The following is a 20,957-nucleotide window of genomic DNA, read 5'->3' as shown; positions in this document are numbered from 1 at the left end:
TTATAATGTATCACTTAATCCCCAAACAATGGTCGCCTCATACTTATTTTTAGCTACATCTGTTTGCGCTACTTGAGCTGGAAACTCTAAACGAACACCTAAATTACGATTTACTTTTGTTGAATTTACTTTTCCAGTATCCTCAATACCATTTTTTCCTTTACCAGTTGTTAGTTTGTTAGTTGCTCCAAATCCTTGAGACCACTTCCCATAACCAGTTCCCATTGGAGCCACCATTAATTCAACTTCTTGGCTAGCATCACTAGAAATTGTCACATAGTCATTACCTTGTGCCGTTACTTTAGACGTTGGCTTGTATTTTGCAATGTCTGCTGCTTCTGTAAAAGTATTTGTATGGATATTAGCATTATTGACTTGAATTCTTGCCTTTAACACATCTGTCGTATCTGCCTTATTGATAAATTTGCCATCATGTTTTGCTGACACTTTCCATCCCTTAGCTCCACCACGAACATCTTGCACTGTCAAGAATGTTGGATAATCACCATTCTGAGCTGGATCTCCATAATTTCTTTCCATTAATTCGGCATAATAGTAACTTATATTTTGAGCATTCAACTCAGATATCCCGAAATGTATGGCAGGTAAATAAGTAAATTTCAATGCACCTTTTCCAGCATCTCCATCTTGAACAGGTTCTGGATTTGGATCTGGTTTTTTATCAGGAGAAGTATCCGGGTTAGGGTCAGGTGTGTCTACTTCATTTTCTCCGCCACCTTCTGTAAACGTGATATCTCCAATTGTCTTAGCATTTCGTGTTGCTGCCTCCGAATTTACTACCCCGTAGGACGTTAAAACAACACTACACATTAATAGACTTATACATACTTTTTTCAAATTTAAAACCTCCTCAATTTTAATTACTTCGCGTTGGTAAAATCCCACACAAGTGTTGAACGATAAACGCCAGCTTCTTTCACAGCTCCTTTTGGAACCGTCATTGAAATACTTTTATTACCCTCATTTAGATTATTACCAAATAATACATGCCATCTTCCTTGTCCTTCTATCCCTTTTGCTTCAGCAATCAAGGTTTGCTGATTAGAAGAACTTACTATCTTAATTGGTTGACTAGGCGTATATAAATTATCCGATAATTGAAACTCATTGTGATCTGATAGTATAGGTCGAACAATAATATGATTAAAACTGTAAGAAACACCATCAATAGAGCTTTTACCACTCGATAATGTATCTGAAGAAGACACATATAACTTCCAACCACTTTGGGAGCCACTCATATCAGAAATTTGAATAAAATTTTGAACCTCTTTCTCTTTTTGTGTTTCTTTAATCTTTACAACATCATTGTGCGCGAAATAGCTTGTTTCCTTTTCAGGTATAACATGTTTTCCGAAGGATAAATCAGAAACATATGACAAACTATATGGACCTTCAGTAGGTACCTTATCGTTATCTATTTCTTGATCATCTTTTGGGTCAACAGCTATATCAGGTTGTGTATTCCCCTTTAGCCCTACACTACCACTTGTCACAGCAGAGGTAACTGGCCCTTGAACACTGAACAACATGCACACAGTCCCTAGTAAAAAAAGTGATTTCTTTTTTTTTCTCATATCTCTCCTCTCTTTCTATTTACCTTTAGAAATAAAACCACTGAAGCAAGAATAGCCAACCCTATAAAAGAATATTTTATTGACTCTCCTTTTACGTCCCCTGTTTTAGGTAAAAACGATTTAGGAGAATCCGTATCTGGTAATCTTTTTTTAGGTGGATCCTTAATTGTTTCACTAAATTCAATCCCTACTTCACTTTTCATTTCAGATGCAGTTACATGAGATGACATTCCTACTATTCCTAAGATAAACAAGCATAAAACTATTTTTTTCATATTATCCTCCTTTACAATTACTAGTTAGATGAACTATGTTCATATTTTTAAAATAACCTTTTTTGAACAAGACAACATAACAAGGTAGATAATAACTAGTATCTTCTACATAGATCCCTTTCCTAATCTCCTCCTCTATTACGATGTTTTTATCTAACTAAATCAATAAATCGATAATCTATTGATAATTAATTAGCCTAGTTGTCGCCTAAAAATCCTAATAATTATTCTATCAGTAATCAATCCATTTTCGAACATCTTTTTAAAAATAGTTTTTACCTATTCCCTTCTTCACAGATAACTCATCTCAACAAATCAACATACATGGTCAGGACGATGCATGTTCAAAACAATTAACTTGAAGAACAGAAACAAACAATAAGTAGTATTAACAACTTTAAAAAACATTTTTAGGCATTAAAGCAAAAATAAGTCCCTTTTCAGATAATAACGATGTATTATCTAAAAAAAATAGACGTTATAGTTACTTTAACAGATTTTGCTAATGAATAATAGATTAAAAAATAAGTTTCTTCTTGCAAATATTTCGATTAAATAAAGCCTACGTGTCAAAATAGTCATTAAATAATCTTTATATATATTTTTCATAAACGTGTTTTATTCTTAAAATTTATGAATAATTAAAGACATTATCCCATTATTTTTATCTCTTTTAAACAGCTCTCTTTTTATTATTTTGTTCCTAAATTGTCTATTATGATTTCTTTATATTCAAAAAAAAAGACAAAAAAATATCTAAATTTTTCTTAAGATTGAGTTTCAAAGCCATAAAAAAACATCGTTATAAAAAAATAACAATGTTTTTTTATTAGTATTTTCTTATTTGTCTTCTTTTTTCTTAGAAGTTTTTTTCTCATTCTCACGAATCTCATCACTTAAATCTAAGATAAGTTGTTTCATGTCATCTTTAATTTGAGGATGTCTTAAACTATACTCTAAACTTGTCTTCATGAAGCCAAATTTATCTCCTACATCGTATCGGGTACCTGTATATTTATGTGCGAAAACGCGTTGTGTTTTGTTTAATGTATCAATGGCATCTGTTAATTGGATTTCATTTCCTGCACCTGGTTTTTGGTTTTCTAAGATACCGAAAATCTCTGGTGTTAATAAGTAACGACCAATAATAGCCATGTTACTTGGAGCTTCTTCTACTTTTGGCTTTTCTACAAAATTAATCACGTTGAACAAGTCTTTTTCTACTTCTTCACCTGGATTAATAATGCCGTATTTATCCACATCTTTATGAGGAACCTCCATAACAGCAATGGTTGACGCATGAGTTGCTTCATAGTTGTTAATTAATTGTTTTGATAAAGGAATCTTATCTTCCATTAAGTCATCCCCAAGCATTACGATAAATGGCTCATTGCCCACAAATGATTTTGCTTGTAAAACTGCATGACCTAATCCTAACGGGTGAGATTGGCGAATAAAATGCAAATTTAAGCCAGTTGTTTCCGTTACCAATTGAAGCAAATCATCTTTTCCTTTTTCTTTTAAGTTCATCTCTAACTCTAAGTTTGAATCAAAATGATCTTCAATTGGTCGTTTCGCTTTACCTGTCACAATCAAGATATCCTCAATACCTGACGCAAGGGCTTCTTCTACAATAAATTGAATCGTTGGTTTATCCACAATTGGTAACATTTCTTTAGCCATTGCTTTTGTAGCTGGCAAGAATCTTGTTCCTAATCCTGCTGCTGGTATAACGGCTTTTCTAACTTTTTGCATAATTATCTCCTACTTAACTCATTTTTATTTTTTCATAATAAACATAACTTTCTACAGTTTACCATACTTATCAATATTTGGTAAGAATACCCTTTTTTCTTTTTCATATACTAAAAAACACAACAAATCATCCTTTTAATAGACAAATTGTTGTGTATATCATTAAATCTTTTTATCGTTTAAATCTTTTTTGATTTGAGAGGTAGAAATTTCCGGTGTACGTTCTAAGTAAACAACTTCAGCGCCAGTTTCTTTGACAAAGTCAAACTTACCTTTCCAGTCATCTCCCATAACAAACACATCTACTTTAAATTCTTCGATGTCTGTCATTTTTTGATCCCAGTTATTTTCAGGGATAACTAAATCCACATAGCGGATTGCTTCAAGTAACATCTTACGTTTTTCATAAGAGAAATAGCATTTCTTTTGCTTTTCATTCCAGTTGAACTCATCTGTTGATAACACAACAATCAGGTAGTCCCCTTGTTCTTTTGCTCTTCTTAATAAATTAATATGTCCATAGTGTAGTAAATCAAATGTACCATATGTGATTACTTTTCTCATAGTTAAATTCCATCCTTTATTTATTAAACTCTAATTATAAAGTATCACAGACTACCTAAAAAAGAAATAGATTCTCATTTATTGTCATAAAAGTCATCAATCAAGGTATTGATCTCTTCAGGTGAATGACTCTTTAACAAAGCATAAACACTTTTCAAACTATCGATCTCTTTTTTACTCTTCTGAGTGAGCCAAATAGCCTCATTAACTAACTCTTCTTTTCCTTCATAGTAAGAGCCTTGCCACTGACTAAATAAACCAGATCCAGACTCATCTTCTTTGACTAGGCCATTGATATAATGATAACTCACAAAATGTTGCAGGTATCTTTCTAATCTTTTTTCCACACAAGACAGACTTTTAGGAACGATAATATCTAGGTCATTGCAAAAGCTAATCACTGTCTGATACTCACTAAATTTACTGATTCTATCTATTGCTAAGACATTGATGTAGTCAACGTTTCCCTTTGACTCACCTTCTAATGGTGCTATGACATGTTCACTAGACATGTGCGGGTAGAGATACTGCTTTTGACCATAGACACAATCAAGTATTTTTTTCGTTAGTTTAAATTCGTCACTGGAATGACGGTTGGCTTCTATCAACTCTGAGCTGGTGGCTTTGGTGACAACAGGTGGCTGAGAGACACTTAAGACGAGAGAATTATACTCCTCATGATTCTTCATACTAATAATACACATTAATTGATGATCCAACTTGACATTACTTTTATAAATCCAACCCGTTGAACATTTTTCAACCAACTCGGATAGTTTAATCTCTTTTCCAACTCTTAATGCCACATACTTGTCACGAATGTCTTGCTCTAAACACATTTAGTCACCTTCTCTGTTTTTTTATCCATCTATTTGAAAACGCTTAACAATAAAAAATATTACCATAGATTAGTTTTCACATCCAATATTTTAATCCCCTTTTACGAACTTTTTAATGTATCACTTATTTACTACCGTGTAACTAAAGAAATAAATGCTCTCTTGACGAAAAAATACGCAAACAAGCAAAAAATCTAGCTTACTCTACTAAATAACCATTAATAACAGCTATTTTCATTTATTTTGCCTTCATTTTGTTATTTTTTTAAATTTGTTTAGCTCCTTCTATTTTTCTATACTCCTTCTTGACTGGCCAGTCCAATCTAACTACTTGAGGAGTTCCCTATATGGAAAACGAACTATTAGAACAACACCATGTCTTAATCCTTGGTGCCTTAAAAAAATGCCACATCACTCATTACCATCCTGATTTTGAAGATTACTTGCAAATAGCTCGCTGGGTCTTAATTGATACTCATCGCTCATTTGTTGCTTCAGGTAAACCCTTGGATGCCTTTCACAACTATGTCTATCAGCGTATCTACTGGAAAATCACTGATGAAATCAGAAAAAATATCTCCCATCAAGACAAGCTCATTCATGACGATCAAGAAACACTGCTAAATGAATTACCGGCTTCACCTGAAGAGGATTTAATCGAGATCAAGGACTTTATTGCTCAGCTAACTCCAAAACTCAATAAACAAGAAGCTTTATTTTTAGAAGATGCTTATGTCAACGAGCTAACAATGAGCGCTATTGCCAAAAAACATCAGGTCTCTCGTCAGACTGTTTACAACTGGCGTGACAAGGTTGCTTTAAAAAGTTTAGCTTTTTTAAAATAAAAGTGGACACTTTGGCTTTTCACTTCGTTACTAGTAGTGTAAGACGCGCCACTTACAAAAAACTTAAAGGAAGTGACACACATGGAAGCAGTATTTGAAAGTAAAAAATTAGAGTTGATTTATAGCCCAGTCGGAGAAAACAAAGCACGTAAGCAAAGTCTAGGAAACATTCAAGAAAGTGCCTCAACAGATAGCATCGGTAACTTCGCTAAGTTAATGGGCCAACTAGCACCAACAGAAGAAGATTTAAACACCGTGATGTTAGTCGAAAAACAACGTATTAATATTAAATAAGGGAGAGATGACCAATGAAAAAACTAACAATGACCTTTTTAAATGAAGCAGGAAAAAATGCACAACTAAGACCCACAGTTGCTCGAGAAGACTTGAGTGCTGAAGAAGTCAAAGAAGTGATGGACGGCATCGTTGCTCTTGACGTCTTTGAAAAGAATGGTGACAAAATGTACGTGGAAACAAAATCTGCGAAGTACACCGAAACAATCGTAACAGATCTATTTTAACTCACTCAGGTAAACAAACTAAAAGGCTGGGAGAAGAACATCTCGTTCTCTCTCAGCCTTTTCACTAACATTAAAGGAGATTAGATATGCTAACAGTCATTGATTTATCCAACCATCAACAAGGACTTGACCTTTCCACCCTCGCAGCAGATGCTTTTATCTTTAAGCTAACAGAAGGCAACTACTTTGAAGATAAAGCTGCTCTTGATTTTATCCGACAAGCACGAGACTTAAACAAGCCTTTTGGTCTCTATCACTTTTTAGATACGAGTCCCATCACTGAACAAGTCGACTTTTTTCTAACACACGCCTCCCCTTTTATTGGAGAAGCATTACTGGCTCTTGATTATGAAGACTACGGGCGAGTTGGGGCAAAAAAAGCCAAACAATTTCTCGATGAAGTCTCTGACAAGACAGGGGTTAAGCCACTCATCTACATGAATGAAAGTGATGCCAACTCTGAGGACTGGAAAGAAGTCATTAAGAGTGATTACGGTCTATGGGTGGCTAAATACTCCAGTAACCTACCAAAGCTCACTCAGTGGACAGAATATGCCATGTGGCAATACACCAGTAGCCCTTATGATACGAATCACTTTTACGGTGACATCAACGCTTGGGGAAAATACGCCCAAGTGTCCTCTGAAGAAACAACTCATTACCACACCACAGGCAAACGATTTAAAGTACTAAAAGACTTAATCGTCAAAGCTGATGAAGCCTTCAAAAAAGATACTGGCTTGTTGTTTTCCAAAAGCAGCCTCATTGCTATTGAAAGTATACGCCACACCCAAACAACAACGCATGGTTGTCTACACTATAATCATCATGAGGTATTTGTTACACTTCATAAGGATTATGTGGATAAAATAGAATAAACAAAAACCGATTAGCTTTCATCAGCTAATCGTTTTTTTGTTTTACTAGTTACTCAGAAAAAAGCGACTTTTGACCTACCCTTATCTTACTCTCCTAGTTGTTGATCTAATAAAAGTTGAACACGTGCTAATTCTTCATCAGGTACAACTTGATAAGATAAGCCATCAATCATTTCCCCATTACCATGTAAGGTTTCTTGATCGATTTTTCCAAAAGAACTGCGATAGTCTTTTCCGATTTTAAACATCTCATCTGGAGTCAAATCAGTTTTCATATTAGATTCCATGGCGTTAAGTATTTGCTTGTACTTCGTCACTCCTGAGAAGGTTAAAGCTTTCTCACCAATAGCACTAATCACATCTTGTTGTCTCACTTGACGACCATAGTCACCATTTGGATCTTCGTAACGCATACGCGTATAAGCTAAAGCTTCCTCGCCATTTAATGTTACTTTACCAGCTGGGAAGGTAAATCCTTCTTGTTTAAACTCAAACTTATTCGTTACTTCAACGCCACCTACTGCGTCAACTAAATCTTTAAACCCTTGCATGTTAATCGACACATAATGGTCTAGCTTAATATCTAAAAATTTCTCTACAGAATCCATTGCCATTTTTTCTTGACCGTAAGCATAGGCATGAGCTGCTTTTTCTACCGTCCCTTGACCTACCATCTCCATACGTGTATCACGAGGAATACTAATCAAAGTGGTTTTTTTATCTTTAGGATTCACTGTCGCTACTAACATCGTATCCGAGCGTCCTACATCATCTCTACCAAAATCCCCTGTATCTAGTCCTAGTAACAACACTGAGAAAGGTTTACCTGTCTCAACGTTTGTTGATTTTTCTCTACCTTTAACTGGTTTACTGATTTTATTGGCTGTGTTTTTAACATCAAAATACGTCTTCGCCGCAAATCCACCAATTGTTAGTAATAGAATAAGTAGCAAACTTGCTAACACAATCAATATTTTCTTTAATGGACTTTTCTTTTTCTTTCTACTATTTCCTCTTGTTTCCATAAGTCATCTCCTAATTTATAACCTTGTCACACTATTTTACCATACAGTTGTTATGAGTACTTTAGATAAAATCCATTGTTCTTTGTTCTCATAGACCACAAAATCCATAATAATTAATGTTCATACATCTTTCTAATTGCAAAAAAATCATCCTAAATAGCTATTTAAATTTTTTTAAAATATTATGATATTCCTCTAAATTATCCATTTCATATAAAATATCATTTTTTAATTTAACATTATAAACATCTAATTTATCTAAAAGGTCTATCGGAATGTTATCCCAGTACAATGATTTTTCCATAAAACGATCTTTATTCAAATACAATTGGTAATTTTCTATGATTACATTCGCATCTTTTTTTGTCCAAAATGAAATCCCAGATAAAGAATAGTCCTTTCTTCCACTTATCTCAATTGAAGTTAGTTTATTTACTTCATTTGTTATTGGTATCCATTCTTTGTTTTCTTCTTCCCTAAGTATAGTCAAATAACAACTCTTTTCTCTTTTTTCAAAAATGTTTTCTTTTAGAACTGTATCAGCATCGATTACGTAACTATTTCCAAAATAATTTAAGCATAGTGAAAAACTATATAAATTATTATATTCTTTATAAAAATCATTTTTAATTAGTTTTACTTTTTTATATTTAGCTTCTAAATATAAAAATTCTTCTGCAAGATGCCCAACAATGATAATTATTTCTTCAATATCAGATTCATATAAAAATTCTATCGTTCTTTCTATATTTGGTTTGTTTTCAATCAATAATAATGCTTTATGTTGTTTTTTTGATGATTCACCAAATCTAGATCCTAAACCAGCTGCTAAAATTATTGCATTCATTTTTCCCCAACCTTATTAATTTATTTGTAATTCTTTAGAACTATCCGTAGATAATAGAGATCCTGTGATAACCAATATACATAGGATTAGTTGTAAAATAGATATGCTTCCTCCAAATAATAACCCAAGTATTACAGCCCAAGCTGAATAACTTATATTAAGCCCCATTGCTTTAACAGGTCCTAACTTATCAATTGCACGATAGTAAAACAAGTATGATACACTCCCCGCTATCGATGTTACAATTAACAACCACATTAAATTAGAAGAGGCTACATAAAAAATTGCCCCATAATCAGTAAAAATCGGTATTATGAGTATACCATAAACAATAGCTGAAACTCCTTGTCTTATTTGTAAAGCTATATCAGGTAATATTTCTTCTTTTAAACCATAAGAAATAATCACGCTTTCACAGCCCCAACCAAAAACACAAAACATTGAAAATAATAAACCTAACAACAAATTTTTAGGTTCCTCAGAAGCTGACATACCAAGAATCATTGTCGAAATAATTACTAAAACTAACCCTAGCAATCCCTTTCTTGTTATTTTTTCTTTCAAAAATATATAACTAATTATCATTCCTACTGCAGGATACATTGCAGATATGATTGCTGTATTACTGGCCCCTATATATTTAATTGATAAAATATAGCCAGTCATTCCTAGTGGACCTCCAAAAATCGCTGCAAAAACAATTATTAAACTACTTCTTTTATTAAATAGATCTTTTAAAAGTTCTATTCTCCCACAAATAATGTTATATACAAGTAAAAAAATACTTGAACATAGATCGTGTAAAAAAGTAGCAATAAAAGGAGCAACAAAAACATAGTCTTTAAAAACACTATTATTTAATATTATTCCCATTAATATTGTATCCAGAGCCCAAAGAATTCCACTAAAAAGTCCAAAAAATACTCCATTTTTTTTCCCCATTTTAGTTACTTACCTCCAAATCTATTTCATCAATTACATAATTAAAGTAATCTTTGGCAAACCTATACTGTCGAAGCGAATACTCTCCAAATTCTACACCTAAGTTTCTCTTGTATTCACACCAATTACTCCACAATAATCCACAGACAGATATGTAACAATAAACTTTTATTTTCTCATTATTGGTTTGCATACCATTAAAGTATAAGTTAATTGTTTCATCAACTTGTTGTTTTTCAAACATTGAGTATATACAAAACATAGCAATATCAATATGAGGATCACACATAGCTGCATATTCCCAATCAATTAATTTTATGTTTTCAATACCATCTTTTTCATAGAATAAAAAATTATCTGGCACTGAATCGATATGACTAAGTGTTATTTTTTTAGGTAAAAATTCTAAAGTTTTTTTAAGTCTCATGACATTTTCCTTAGTTTTAATATAATCTGAATATCCTGAAGGTACTCCAGACCATAGCTTCTCATAAAACTCTAATTTTTCAAAAGGATCAAATACGTGATCAACAACTAAATTCAATTCATGAAATCCCCTTAAAAAATCCATACATTTTTTTATATCGACATAACTTTCTGGATTACAGCATCTTGCATTTTCTATAAACTTTGTAAGTTTAAAACCTGTTTCTGGATTTATGTATACCAACTCATCACTAATATTTGTTGATTTAATAGAACTATATATACTTGCTTCTTCTATTCTATTTATTAATTTATCAGTTCCCTCACCTGGAATCCTCATAATATATTTTGTTTTATTATTCTTGAAAATAAACGAGCGATTCGTCATCCCTTTTTTTAGTAGTTCAATATCATAAATCTCATTTACAGAAGTACCTAATTCTGTTGCTATTATTTCTAATGTTTTATTTTTTAAATTATTTGACATACTATCTAAATTTCTTAAATCTTCATATGTATTTATTTCAACAGCAGTACCCTTTGGTACTAATTTTGACGGTACTATCATTTTACTATTTTCAAATAAGACTTCTTCCCAAAATAATTGATCATTTTCTTCGTACTGCGTAAATTGTAATAACCTTTTTTTTATTTCCATGGATATATCCTTACTAATATATGCTAAACCAATCATCTTATTACCAGATTCATTTTTTTTCACATGGACAAGTTCTTTTTTTACATTTTCTTTAACTTGGCTTTCTCTATCTATTTCATCACTAATCATATACCAAGAACAAATCTCTGATTTAGAGAACGGGTTACTATCAAACCATACATCACAAGGTATAATGTATGTATTTGAAATTTTATTCTTTACAAGTGATAGAGAAAAAAGGTTATTCCGAATTAAATAATCTCTGTTAACTACTAACTGAATACTATACTTATCAATTAAATATTCATAACTCTCTTTTTTATATCCTACAACAACAGTGATATCTTTTATTCCTACCTCATGCAATTGCATAATTTGACGTTCTATTAATTTTTCCCCGTTAATTTCTAATAAACCTTTTGATTCTTCTGAATTAATTGGTATCATTCTGATCCCTGGACCAGCAGCTAAAATTATTGCATTTTCAACTTTACTATTTTCAAAAATATCTTTTGCTTTTTGTGTTAATTCATTAGAATTTAAAATCAGTTCTTTTTCAACTAATTTTCTTATTATTTTATTAACCTTTCCAAGTGAAAAACTTGAATAATCAGAGATTTCTCTTTGAGTGATTAAACCTCTCTCAAATAAAATTTGCAAAATCAACTTCTCAGCAACGTTCATTTCATCACACCTCAACTTTATTTTGAACAACATATTTTTAAAAAAAACTGTATATTAAAATACAGTTTTTATTTTCCTTTGTAGATAAATCGAAAGGAAATAGATTAAAACCCCAAAACAAACTACACATAAAACTCTAAAAAAGTATTCAAATGACAACTCCAACACATTAATGTATTTATTCCTAATATAGTAAACAGATAAAACCATTATAACACCACTAAAAACATATTCAACTGTTTTATGATCAAAAATTATATTATATTCGATACCTTTTCTTTTTGAGAGTAATATTTCATCAATTAGTAAAAATAACTCAGCAATCATAGTAGTTATTATAAAAAGTGATGCGCTACTATTTCCTAGTACTAGTAAAATAATATTAAATAATAAATTTAACATACCATATTTCAAATAGATTTTGGTCAACTCATTTTCATATCCATGAATAAACAATAATTGTCCTGCGAATATACGATCACCTAGCCAAAGTAAGGTTCTTAAAGAGAATAGTGCTAATGTGGGCGCAGCAGCAAGATAAGAGCTTCCACTATACATATAAATAATATCTTTAGACATTATTGCCATCCCTAAACATAAAGGTATTCCTAGACATAGAAACAGATGAGCAGTTTTATCTAACAATGTTAAATATTCTTTATTTTTACCCGAAGTCAAATACTTTGATAACCTGGGTATACTAACTATTATTATCGAGTTTATTACTTGAGTAATTAAAGAAACTATAGATAATGAAAATTGATAGTAAGATATTTCAATAGTATTTGTTGTTGTAAACGACAAAAATAATCTGTCCAGATATGTATACAACATATTGGCGTTCATCAATAGTAACATTACTAATAACGGTTTAAGTCTTTTAACAATAGATGACCATGGAACTAAAACTAGTTCAACACTTTTTCTGATCGATATATAACTTATTAAGTAATTAAAAAAAATACTCAGAGTTGTAATAATCGCAAAAATAACAATGTCATCTTTACTCTTTACAAATAAAAAAATACTGACTAACTGCAATATTTTTATTATTGTTGTCTTCAAAAAAATAAACATGTAATTCTCGTTAGCTTCATTCATCCATTCAACAAAAAACATCTGACTTATAATTTGTATCGAGAATATATAATAAATAATTTTAACTTCACTTGATATCGTAAATTTAATTGTTAATAAGTACAACAAAGTTACTAGAATAGTACATATTACACTGATATAAAATAACTCGGAAAATAAAAAATTTACTTTCTTTTTATCTTTTTTTACTCTGCTTATTTCCCTTATTCCATAATTATAAACTCCTAATGTTGCGAATGGTAAAAACCATGCAACAATAGCTAGCGCTCTGTTATATTCAGCATATAAATTCACATCCAAAACCCTGGCCAAGTATGGTCCAGCTAATAAAGGTATTAAAATATTCACTAAATTCATAATTGTTCTTATAAACGCATTAAATCTTACCGATCTAGCCATTTTCATTACCTTTTCGCATCAAAAACTCCTCATAATTCATGTTATTACTTGCAAATATAATTCCATGTGTTTTCTTTTCTTTTGGTATGGCCATGTAATCCCCATAAATATGAGTCATAATTTCATCATAATTTTTCGGCATGTAAAATTTAGAATCTTCAAAAGGCAGTAATATTCTATCTTCAAAATAATCTAAATCAAGTGTATATTTATCCATGAACCCCATTTCCTCAGAGCAATAGATACAATACTTCTTAGCTGTTTCTTTCTTTCCAATAGAAACAATTTTATTATGCATAAAAAGTAATACCTTGTAAGGTATTACTTTATTAAAAATCCATAGCAATAATTTTGCACATTTCTGAGGGAACGTTCTTCCCATTTTAACTGTTTCAAAACAAAATGTTGTTATTATATGGCCAATAATTGTCAATGAATATTTTTGAAATTTTTGTACAATTTTATTTTTTGGTAAGTAATTTACTGGAAAAATATCCATATAAATTCCTTTATTTTTGTATTTGTATTTTTTTGATAATGGATTCACCATACAGGAATTATTTAATCTTATTTTCATATAAGGATAAATAAACCCAGGATCTGTCTCTGAATCTTGTAAAAAATACTTATCTGATAGTTTATCCGTAGATAACTCTTTAAATCGTTTATAATCTTCTATTGGCATAACTACATCAATATCATCATCCCATGGAATGAAACCTTGATGTCTTACGGAACCAATCATAGTCCCAAAAGCAATTGTATACTTTAATTTATTTTCCTCACAAATTTTATGAAATTCTTTTAATATTTTTAATTCTTCTGATTTTAATAACTCTAACATTTCATCAATATTATTCATTTTTTTATCCTTTCTATCAATAAATCTAGTTTCTCTTAATTAATTTGCCAAAAAAATTCAAATGGGTATACATGCTGCCACTCTGGTCTTAATATTAAAATAATAGTATGATACATTATGAATAAAACAATTGTGACAAAATAAATTATTATTTTTTCTTCTTTTACTAGCAATTTGTTTATCATATTAGGAACTATAATAATGAAAAAGAAAGAAAAATAATATTGAACACGAGCAAACATCCCAAATTGGGTCGCTAATAAAGCTAAAGATGATGATAATATTGGGAAGTAAAAATATATTTTCGCAAGTTTTTCATTTTTTAGTATTTCTTTTTCATTTTTATAGTATGCATACAGACAAATTATTGTAACAAATAGTACAACTAAAAAATTAAAATAATTAGCCATATTTCCTGCTTCTAGATAATATGTAGTATTTTGATAATTTTGGTATTTAATAGGCAAATACGCATTAATAATCGGCATTATTCTTTTCCATACTAAAAATAAGAAAGTAGACAGTATCGATACAAAGATTAGTATTGATTTTTTTATCGGAATTTTTTTTATTATTAGAGCAAATAAAAAAATAATTGCTGTTGTATGGAACAAATATGCTATTAACACAGTTATTACAAATTTTATTTTTTTATCATGAATCAGAAAATCAAAAGCTATTAACAATGTTGCTATAGCAATTGATTGTCTTATATNNAAATAAAAATAAACTAAAAAAAACATTTTTTGAATATTTATATAAAAACCAACTCATTATAGAATATATATATATACTAGAAACAATTATTATCAATTGTGGATTCACTGAAATTTGAGACAAAAATTTATTTAAATATAAAAAGCCTACTTCCCATCTATTACTATAATTTGAAATAAACTCCTGAAGCGAAAATTGCTGACTCCAATAATAAAGATTATGATAAGTAATTGTATCATTTCCAATATTAATAGACCTCGTTGCACTAAAAAAAATAATTGGAATCATTGAGAAAAAAATATATATCTTTTTTCTATTTTTATCTAGATTCGGATTTAATATAACATCTAAAAAAGCAAACCATACAAGCATTAATGTGTATAACCACATTTAGTTTTCCTCCATTAACTTTAAATAATAATTCTTTAATATTTGTGTAGAATTCTCTATATTATAAATTGATTGCTCTATTTGATAATTGATTTCTTCTCTACAAATATTCAAAGATAAAAAGAATTCTAATTGATTTATCCATTTTTCTGTATCTTTTAATGAAATAAATTTTACATAATCAGATATTTTAATTTCATTTGGAACACCTTTAGAAACAATACAAGGTAATCCTGCAGCTTGTGCCTCTATCGCAGATATACCAAATCCTTCATATTCAGACGGCATTACAAAAATATCAATTGCTTGTAATAGATTTGATATGTCATCTCTTCTACCTAAAAATTTTACATTTTCTGATAGTTGTTGTTGTTCAACAAATTCTTCTAATTTGTTTCGATCTATTCCTTCTCCGATAAACCAAAAACTAATATTACTATTTTTTTTCAATAATTGAGGTGCTAATTTTAAAATAAACTGTTGATTCTTTATAGGGGTTAAATTTCCAATCATTCCTATTATTTTTGTATCTTCAGAAATATTCTCTCTCATTACTTTACGAGTATAATTCGAGTATAAAAATTTTTTAACGTCTATTCCATTAGGTAAAAAAAGAAATTCTTTTCCTGAAAATAGAAAATCTCCCGCATCTTGACTACAAGCTACACGATAACTAGCTTTTCTATTACCTAGCCTTACTAAAATGCTATTTCGATAATTCCGTATTTTTTTTTCAGAATGTATTGTTGAATGAGAGTGTAGAATTCTAATTCTAACATTATGTTTCTTTGATATAGGAAAAATAATAAATCCAAGATTAGGAGAATGTAAATGAACGATATCATAATTACTATCTTTAAAAAAATCATTTATATATTTTCTAATTTTAAAATAATTTCTAACTTTTAATTCAAAAGGTATAATTTTTAGTTTTCCACCTAGCCTAGTCCACTCTTCAGAAAAATTAGACTTTTTAGATGATTTAAACAATAAGCAATCCATTTCGATATCATCATTAATATTTTTTTTTAATCCTAACAACAATGAACCTACTCCTCCAACAGGCATATAGCCTAACACATGCAAAACTTTGGTCATGAATATCCTCCTTATCCGCAAGCTCAAGAACATCTCACCTGAACTATTTGCTTATTCCACAAAACTTAATAATTCTCTCACAATTTTTACCATCATTATACGTATTTAAAATATTATTTAGTCTATTTCTATCTAATCTATATTTATCTTCACCTAAACAAATTGAAGTCAAAAAACTTAAAAACATTTCATTCGTATAGATTTTTTCTCCTGGCATTAACTCTAATGGATTTTCTATTATAAAACCTCGATTTTTTTTGTAATCCTCAATATCATCTAACGTGAATCCAATTGGTTTATCTAATAGCAAATAGTCAAAATATATAGATGAATAGTCCGTAATTAAAGCGTCTGAATAACTAACTAAACTATACAAATCTTGATTGTTTTCTTTTAACCAACTTTCATTTACAAAAAAAATATTTGAAAATCGTTCTTTTAAATCTAACAACTCTGTCTGCATAGGATGTAATTTGACAACTATACAAGAATCTAATTTTATCAAGTTTTCATTTAACAATCCTAAATTTTCAATAGAGTTAAATAACGGTAATCCGTTACTTGAACTATCCGAAGAATTTATCACATTCAATTTTTCAGAAAATCTAAATGTAGGCATCCACAAAAAAATTTTTTTATATTTTTCTTGAAATAATTTACTACTATCAAATTCAATTTCTGAAAAAAAACGATCAGTTCTTGGTTGTCCACAAACGAGTACCCTTTCATTATCACAACCAAAAGCCCCCTCCATAAATCTTGAAAAATAAGTTGAAGTACTCAATACATATGAAAAGTAGTCATACTTATTCTGTCTATTTACTTCTTCAAGTAAACCAATTTTTTTCAAAGGCATTCCATGCCATAAATTTATAACTATTTGCTTATTAGAAGGATATATTGGATACTTACCAAAACAATAAAAAAAATATTTTGAAGTTAAGAAATAAACTAACCCTCTTTTATTACTTATAAAAAGAGTATTTTTAGGTTTTAATTTGGAATACTCATTATAATCGTCAACACTACAAACGATTTTATAAGATTCATTGTAGCCATTTTCTATAAGATAATCATACAGATACTTTACATTATCTCTAAATCCTAAATTCGAATACAGCACAATCGTTTTTTTATTTTTAGGTAGAATTTTATTAATTAGATTTAAAGGTCTCATAAAAAAAACTATTATTTTTTTTTTCAGAATACTCTCACTCCTGTTCATAAAGATATTGTTTTTAAATCACACGTGGTTTGAGTCTTGAATAATTTAAATATACATACTTCAACATTTTTTTAGGTAGTAATCTAGGTAAACATCTCAATAGAATATTCTTTATAAAATTAATGGTTGAAATATATTTCATTTCTTTTAATTTTTTTTGAAAATTCAACTCCTTAATAAAGTATTGAATGCCACCTCTTCTTTCAAAGAAATTAGATTCGACTCTTGCATATACCAAGGATTCTTGTATATTAAAAAACTCAAATTTATTGACTAACATTCTTACCCACAAAAAGTAATCTTCGAAGTAAGGAAAATCTTCATAACTTCCTGAAGCTATAACATCAGATTTTTTAAACATGACAGTCATATGATTCATTGGATTTCTGGATTTTGATTCTCGGAAAATTTCTTGATGTGTTTCTGGCACCTTTCTAATCGACTCTATATTCATTATATTATCATCGAATTCTTCAATATTACTTCCACAAACTGATAAATTTTTATTGGATAAAAATTCTTTTAATTGTAACTCCATCCTGTTTTCTTTATTAATATCATCTGTATCTACTCTCGCAACTAAATTATTGACACAATAGTTTAGTCCTTTATTTAATGCTTTACCTAAGCCTAAATTTGTTTTATTTTCAACAATTGTTATATTAATTTTTTTATTTTTTTTAATAAAATCATTTACTACGAATTCTAGTTCCTCTGTAATTGGTCCATCTTTGACTATTACTATTTGATCTGGCTGAACAGTTTGAGTTAATATACTTTTAAAGCACTCAGTTAAATAAACCGCTTTTTCTTTATGATAAATAGATAGTAAAACTGAATATTTCTCATATTTCATTATTATTAATACACCTCTTTTTTATTATTAGTTATCTTTTTTACCTCCAGTACCACCTTCAACGACTCCATCAGATTTAAATACTGATACGATAGTTCCAAAGAAACACTTGATATCCATTAGTAAACTTTCTCTTTCTACATAATAGCCATCAAGTTGTGCTTTATAATCAATCTCAAGTTCATCTCGACCATTGATTTGTGCCCAACCTGTTAATCCTGGTCTAATATCATTAGCCCCATACTTATCCCTCTCACTAATCAAATCTTCTTGATTCCATAGAGCTGGACGAGGACCAATCACAGCCATATCACCTTTTAAGATGTTAAATAACTGAGGTAATTCATCTAAACTTGTTTTTCTTAGAAACTTCCCTACCTTAGTAATAAAGTAATCGGGATTTTCTAATAAATGTGTTGGCATTTCTTTTGGCGTATCTATTCTCATTGTTCTAAACTTATAAATATTAAACAACTTCTTATTTTTCCCTACTCGTTTTTGAGTAAAGATAACCGGTCCCTTTGAATCCAGCTTAATAGCAATGACTAACATAATTAAGACTGGAGAAAGAACAACAATACCTACAAAAGCCAATACAAAATCAATCACTCGTTTTAATCCTTTTTCGTACATAATTACTCCTCACTTGATTTGTTAGCAAAATACACAAGCTCTCTTGCTAATGCTTCTTCATTCTTTGGTAATGAAGCAACCTTTTCTAGGACTTCTTCATAGCTGAAGCCTTTGACGTTTCCGACGAAGATTTTTTCATGTACCTGCTCATTTGAGCGTTCTTTACTAACTAACAACTCTTCATATAATTTTTCACCAGGTCTAATCCCTGTTTCAATGATTGGTATTTCATTTTCAGTGTAACCACTTAGTTTAATGACTTTTTTAGCTAAATCATAGATTTTGACTGGCTCACCCATATCTAATATAAAGATTTCGCCACCTTTAGCTAAGGCACCTGATTGGATTACTAAACGACTTGCCTCAGGTATTGTCATAAAGTATCTTGTCATTCTAAAATCTGTTACAGTCAAGGGCCCACCTTTAGCCACTTGTTCTTTAAACAACGGTACAACACTGCCTCGACTTCCTAAAACATTCCCAAAACGAACAGCCGAGAACTTCGTACTGCCTTTTCCATTAAGACCAGTTACAATCATCTCTGCTACTCGTTTAGTCGCTCCCATCACATTAGGTGGGTTCACTGCTTTATCTGTTGAGACCATTACAAACGACTTCACCCCATTATTTAAGGCTGCTTCTGCTACGTTTTTAGTCCCATAAATATTATTTTTTAGTGCTTCTGATGGATTGTACTCCATTAAGGGAACATGTTTATGGGCTGCTGCATGATACACAATATCTGGTCTATGAGTGCTCATAACTTCTTCCATACGCTTTTCATCTCTGATTTCAGCAATTACTGGAACAATCTCTGTATTTTTTTCAGCAAATTTTTGTCGCAATTCTTTTTCAATCAAGTAAATTGAATTTTCACCATGACCTAGTAATAATAACTTTTTAGGTGAAAAATTCATCACCTGACGACAAATCTCTGAACCAATAGAACCACCTGCTCCAGTCACCAAAATCACTTGATTAGCGATTTGATTTTGGATAGTGTTCATGTCTAGCTTCACTTCATCTCGTCCAAGTAAATCCACAACGTCAATCTCTCTGAATTTTGTCACAGAGACTTTACCAGTTGCTAGCTCTTCTAATGAAGGGATTGTATAAAGCTTAACATTCAGTGGATTGACCACGTCTAATAAATGCTCGTATTGTTCTGCTGTCATTGAAGGGATTGCTACTGTCAAGACAGTCACATCATATTCTTTAACAAGCTTAGGTAAATCATCAATACAACCTAATACTTTTTGATCCATTAAGACTGTTTTATATTTATTGATATCATCATCGATAAACCCTTTAATATCGAGATGAGTTTTGCTTGAATTGTTTTTCATGGAGTTATACAGCAACTCTCCTGCTTTACCTGCCCCAATAATAAAGGCATTTTCCATCTCACAACCTTGCTCTTCTTTTTTCGCTATTTGATATTCAACAATTATTCGCCAGACAATACGACTACTTAAAATAAGTAGTAATGAAATAAAATACGAAGAAATTGTTTGGTTTAAATCTGCAAACGGGACTTTACGCCACATAAAAAATAAGAGCTCAATTCCACTTGATAATGTCACAGCTGAAAAAATAGCTGTCAAGGAACTGATGCTAGTATAGCGATTGATTCGATTGAATACATTAAAAAGGTTCCCAAATAAGATATATAGTGCCCACTGGATGACCAGTGCAAACACCATATATCTTCTTGAGACACTCATCATTGCGCCTAGATAGACGTTACTAATTAAACTTGCGAAGATAATGACTAATGAGTCGACTAATAAAATAATCGCGACTGGGTTTGTCAAGTTAAGTG

Annotated in this window: 21 protein-coding genes and 1 pseudogene; 4 read left to right on the top strand and 18 right to left on the bottom strand. The window is 30.5% G+C overall.

Annotated elements, in window-relative coordinates:
- From DOK76_RS09605 to DOK76_RS09580, 6 genes are all read right to left on the bottom strand, one after another.
- Positions 1-858, bottom strand: coding sequence for a WxL domain-containing protein (locus DOK76_RS09605; protein WP_206967185.1), 858 nt, complete (start codon positions 856-858; stop codon positions 1-3).
- Between the two features lie 23 nt (positions 859-881).
- On the bottom strand, positions 882-1,598 hold the full coding sequence (locus DOK76_RS09600; RefSeq protein ID WP_206967183.1) for a WxL domain-containing protein: 717 nt from the start codon (positions 1,596-1,598) through the stop codon (positions 882-884).
- Positions 1,595-1,873, bottom strand: a complete 279-nt coding sequence (locus tag DOK76_RS09595; protein WP_206967181.1) for a hypothetical protein — start codon at positions 1,871-1,873, stop codon at positions 1,595-1,597. The genes DOK76_RS09600 and DOK76_RS09595 overlap by 4 nt, the downstream gene beginning before the upstream one ends.
- Positions 1,874-2,713: 840 nt before the next feature.
- Positions 2,714-3,628, bottom strand: coding sequence for a UTP--glucose-1-phosphate uridylyltransferase GalU (galU, locus tag DOK76_RS09590; protein ID WP_206967180.1), 915 nt, complete (start codon positions 3,626-3,628; stop codon positions 2,714-2,716).
- Positions 3,629-3,790: 162 nt separating this feature from the next.
- The gene (tagD, locus tag DOK76_RS09585; RefSeq protein WP_206967179.1) at positions 3,791-4,192 is read right to left on the bottom strand and encodes a glycerol-3-phosphate cytidylyltransferase; all 402 of its coding nucleotides are present in this window, start codon (positions 4,190-4,192) and stop codon (positions 3,791-3,793) included.
- A 74-nt stretch (positions 4,193-4,266) separates the two neighbouring features.
- Positions 4,267-5,031, bottom strand: coding sequence for a hypothetical protein (locus tag DOK76_RS09580; RefSeq protein ID WP_206967178.1), 765 nt, complete (start codon positions 5,029-5,031; stop codon positions 4,267-4,269).
- 347 nt (positions 5,032-5,378) lie between these two features.
- Here DOK76_RS09580 and DOK76_RS09575 point away from each other — a divergent pair, with 347 nt between their 5' ends.
- From DOK76_RS09575 to DOK76_RS09560, 4 genes are all read left to right on the top strand, one after another.
- Entirely contained in the window at positions 5,379-5,876 is a 498-nt protein-coding gene (locus DOK76_RS09575; RefSeq protein ID WP_206967177.1) for a sigma-70 family RNA polymerase sigma factor, read from the top strand.
- Positions 5,877-5,957: 81 nt separating this feature from the next.
- A complete protein-coding gene (locus DOK76_RS09570; RefSeq protein ID WP_206967176.1) occupies positions 5,958-6,170 on the top strand; it encodes a DUF1659 domain-containing protein in 213 nt (70 codons plus the stop codon).
- 14 nt (positions 6,171-6,184) lie between these two features.
- On the top strand, positions 6,185-6,397 hold the full coding sequence (locus tag DOK76_RS09565) for a DUF2922 domain-containing protein (protein ID WP_206967175.1): 213 nt from the start codon (positions 6,185-6,187) through the stop codon (positions 6,395-6,397).
- 86 nt (positions 6,398-6,483) lie between these two features.
- Positions 6,484-7,275 (top strand): glycoside hydrolase family 25 protein, encoded by a 792-nt coding sequence (locus DOK76_RS09560; RefSeq protein WP_206967174.1) that lies wholly within the window; start codon positions 6,484-6,486, stop codon positions 7,273-7,275.
- 86 nt (positions 7,276-7,361) lie between these two features.
- On the opposite strand, the gene DOK76_RS09555 is transcribed toward DOK76_RS09560, so the two are convergent.
- The 12 genes and pseudogenes from DOK76_RS09555 to DOK76_RS09495 all read right to left on the bottom strand — a co-directional run bounded on the left by DOK76_RS09555 (position 7,362) and on the right by DOK76_RS09495 (position 20,949).
- A complete protein-coding gene (locus DOK76_RS09555; RefSeq protein ID WP_206967172.1) occupies positions 7,362-8,300 on the bottom strand; it encodes an LCP family glycopolymer transferase in 939 nt (312 codons plus the stop codon).
- Positions 8,301-8,460: 160 nt separating this feature from the next.
- Positions 8,461-9,147, bottom strand: a complete 687-nt coding sequence (locus DOK76_RS09550; RefSeq protein ID WP_206967170.1) for an NTP transferase domain-containing protein — start codon at positions 9,145-9,147, stop codon at positions 8,461-8,463.
- A gap of 15 nt (positions 9,148-9,162) precedes the next feature.
- On the bottom strand, positions 9,163-10,089 hold the full coding sequence (locus DOK76_RS09545) for a DMT family transporter (RefSeq protein ID WP_206967168.1): 927 nt from the start codon (positions 10,087-10,089) through the stop codon (positions 9,163-9,165).
- 1 nt (position 10,090) lies between these two features.
- On the bottom strand, positions 10,091-11,857 hold the full coding sequence (locus DOK76_RS09540; RefSeq protein WP_206967166.1) for an NTP transferase domain-containing protein: 1,767 nt from the start codon (positions 11,855-11,857) through the stop codon (positions 10,091-10,093).
- Between the two features lie 54 nt (positions 11,858-11,911).
- Complete coding sequence (locus DOK76_RS09535; RefSeq protein ID WP_206967164.1) at positions 11,912-13,354, bottom strand: oligosaccharide flippase family protein; 1,443 nt, start codon at positions 13,352-13,354, stop codon at positions 11,912-11,914.
- On the bottom strand, positions 13,347-14,216 hold the full coding sequence (locus DOK76_RS09530) for a LicD family protein (protein ID WP_206967163.1): 870 nt from the start codon (positions 14,214-14,216) through the stop codon (positions 13,347-13,349). The genes DOK76_RS09535 and DOK76_RS09530 overlap by 8 nt, the downstream gene beginning before the upstream one ends.
- A 35-nt stretch (positions 14,217-14,251) precedes the next feature.
- Positions 14,252-15,221 (bottom strand): annotated as a pseudogene (locus DOK76_RS09525) (EpsG family protein).
- 102 nt (positions 15,222-15,323) lie between these two features.
- The gene (locus tag DOK76_RS09515; protein ID WP_206967158.1) at positions 15,324-16,421 is read right to left on the bottom strand and encodes a glycosyltransferase; all 1,098 of its coding nucleotides are present in this window, start codon (positions 16,419-16,421) and stop codon (positions 15,324-15,326) included.
- Positions 16,422-16,464: 43 nt separating this feature from the next.
- On the bottom strand, positions 16,465-17,598 hold the full coding sequence (locus tag DOK76_RS09510) for a CDP-glycerol glycerophosphotransferase family protein (RefSeq protein WP_206967157.1): 1,134 nt from the start codon (positions 17,596-17,598) through the stop codon (positions 16,465-16,467).
- A 61-nt stretch (positions 17,599-17,659) separates the two neighbouring features.
- Positions 17,660-18,502 (bottom strand): glycosyltransferase, encoded by an 843-nt coding sequence (locus DOK76_RS09505; RefSeq protein WP_206967156.1) that lies wholly within the window; start codon positions 18,500-18,502, stop codon positions 17,660-17,662.
- Positions 18,503-18,529: 27 nt separating this feature from the next.
- Complete coding sequence (locus tag DOK76_RS09500; protein WP_206967155.1) at positions 18,530-19,135, bottom strand: sugar transferase; 606 nt, start codon at positions 19,133-19,135, stop codon at positions 18,530-18,532.
- A gap of 2 nt (positions 19,136-19,137) precedes the next feature.
- Positions 19,138-20,949, bottom strand: coding sequence for a polysaccharide biosynthesis protein (locus DOK76_RS09495; RefSeq protein ID WP_206967235.1), 1,812 nt, complete (start codon positions 20,947-20,949; stop codon positions 19,138-19,140).
- Positions 20,950-20,957 lie beyond the last annotated feature (8 nt).

Source organism: Candidatus Vagococcus giribetii (assembly GCF_017316185.1).
Classification (GTDB): Bacteria; Bacillota; Bacilli; order Lactobacillales; family Vagococcaceae; genus Vagococcus; species Vagococcus giribetii.
The sequence above is the reverse complement of the archived record's forward strand: the minus strand, read 5'-3'. Positions and strand labels throughout refer to the sequence as shown.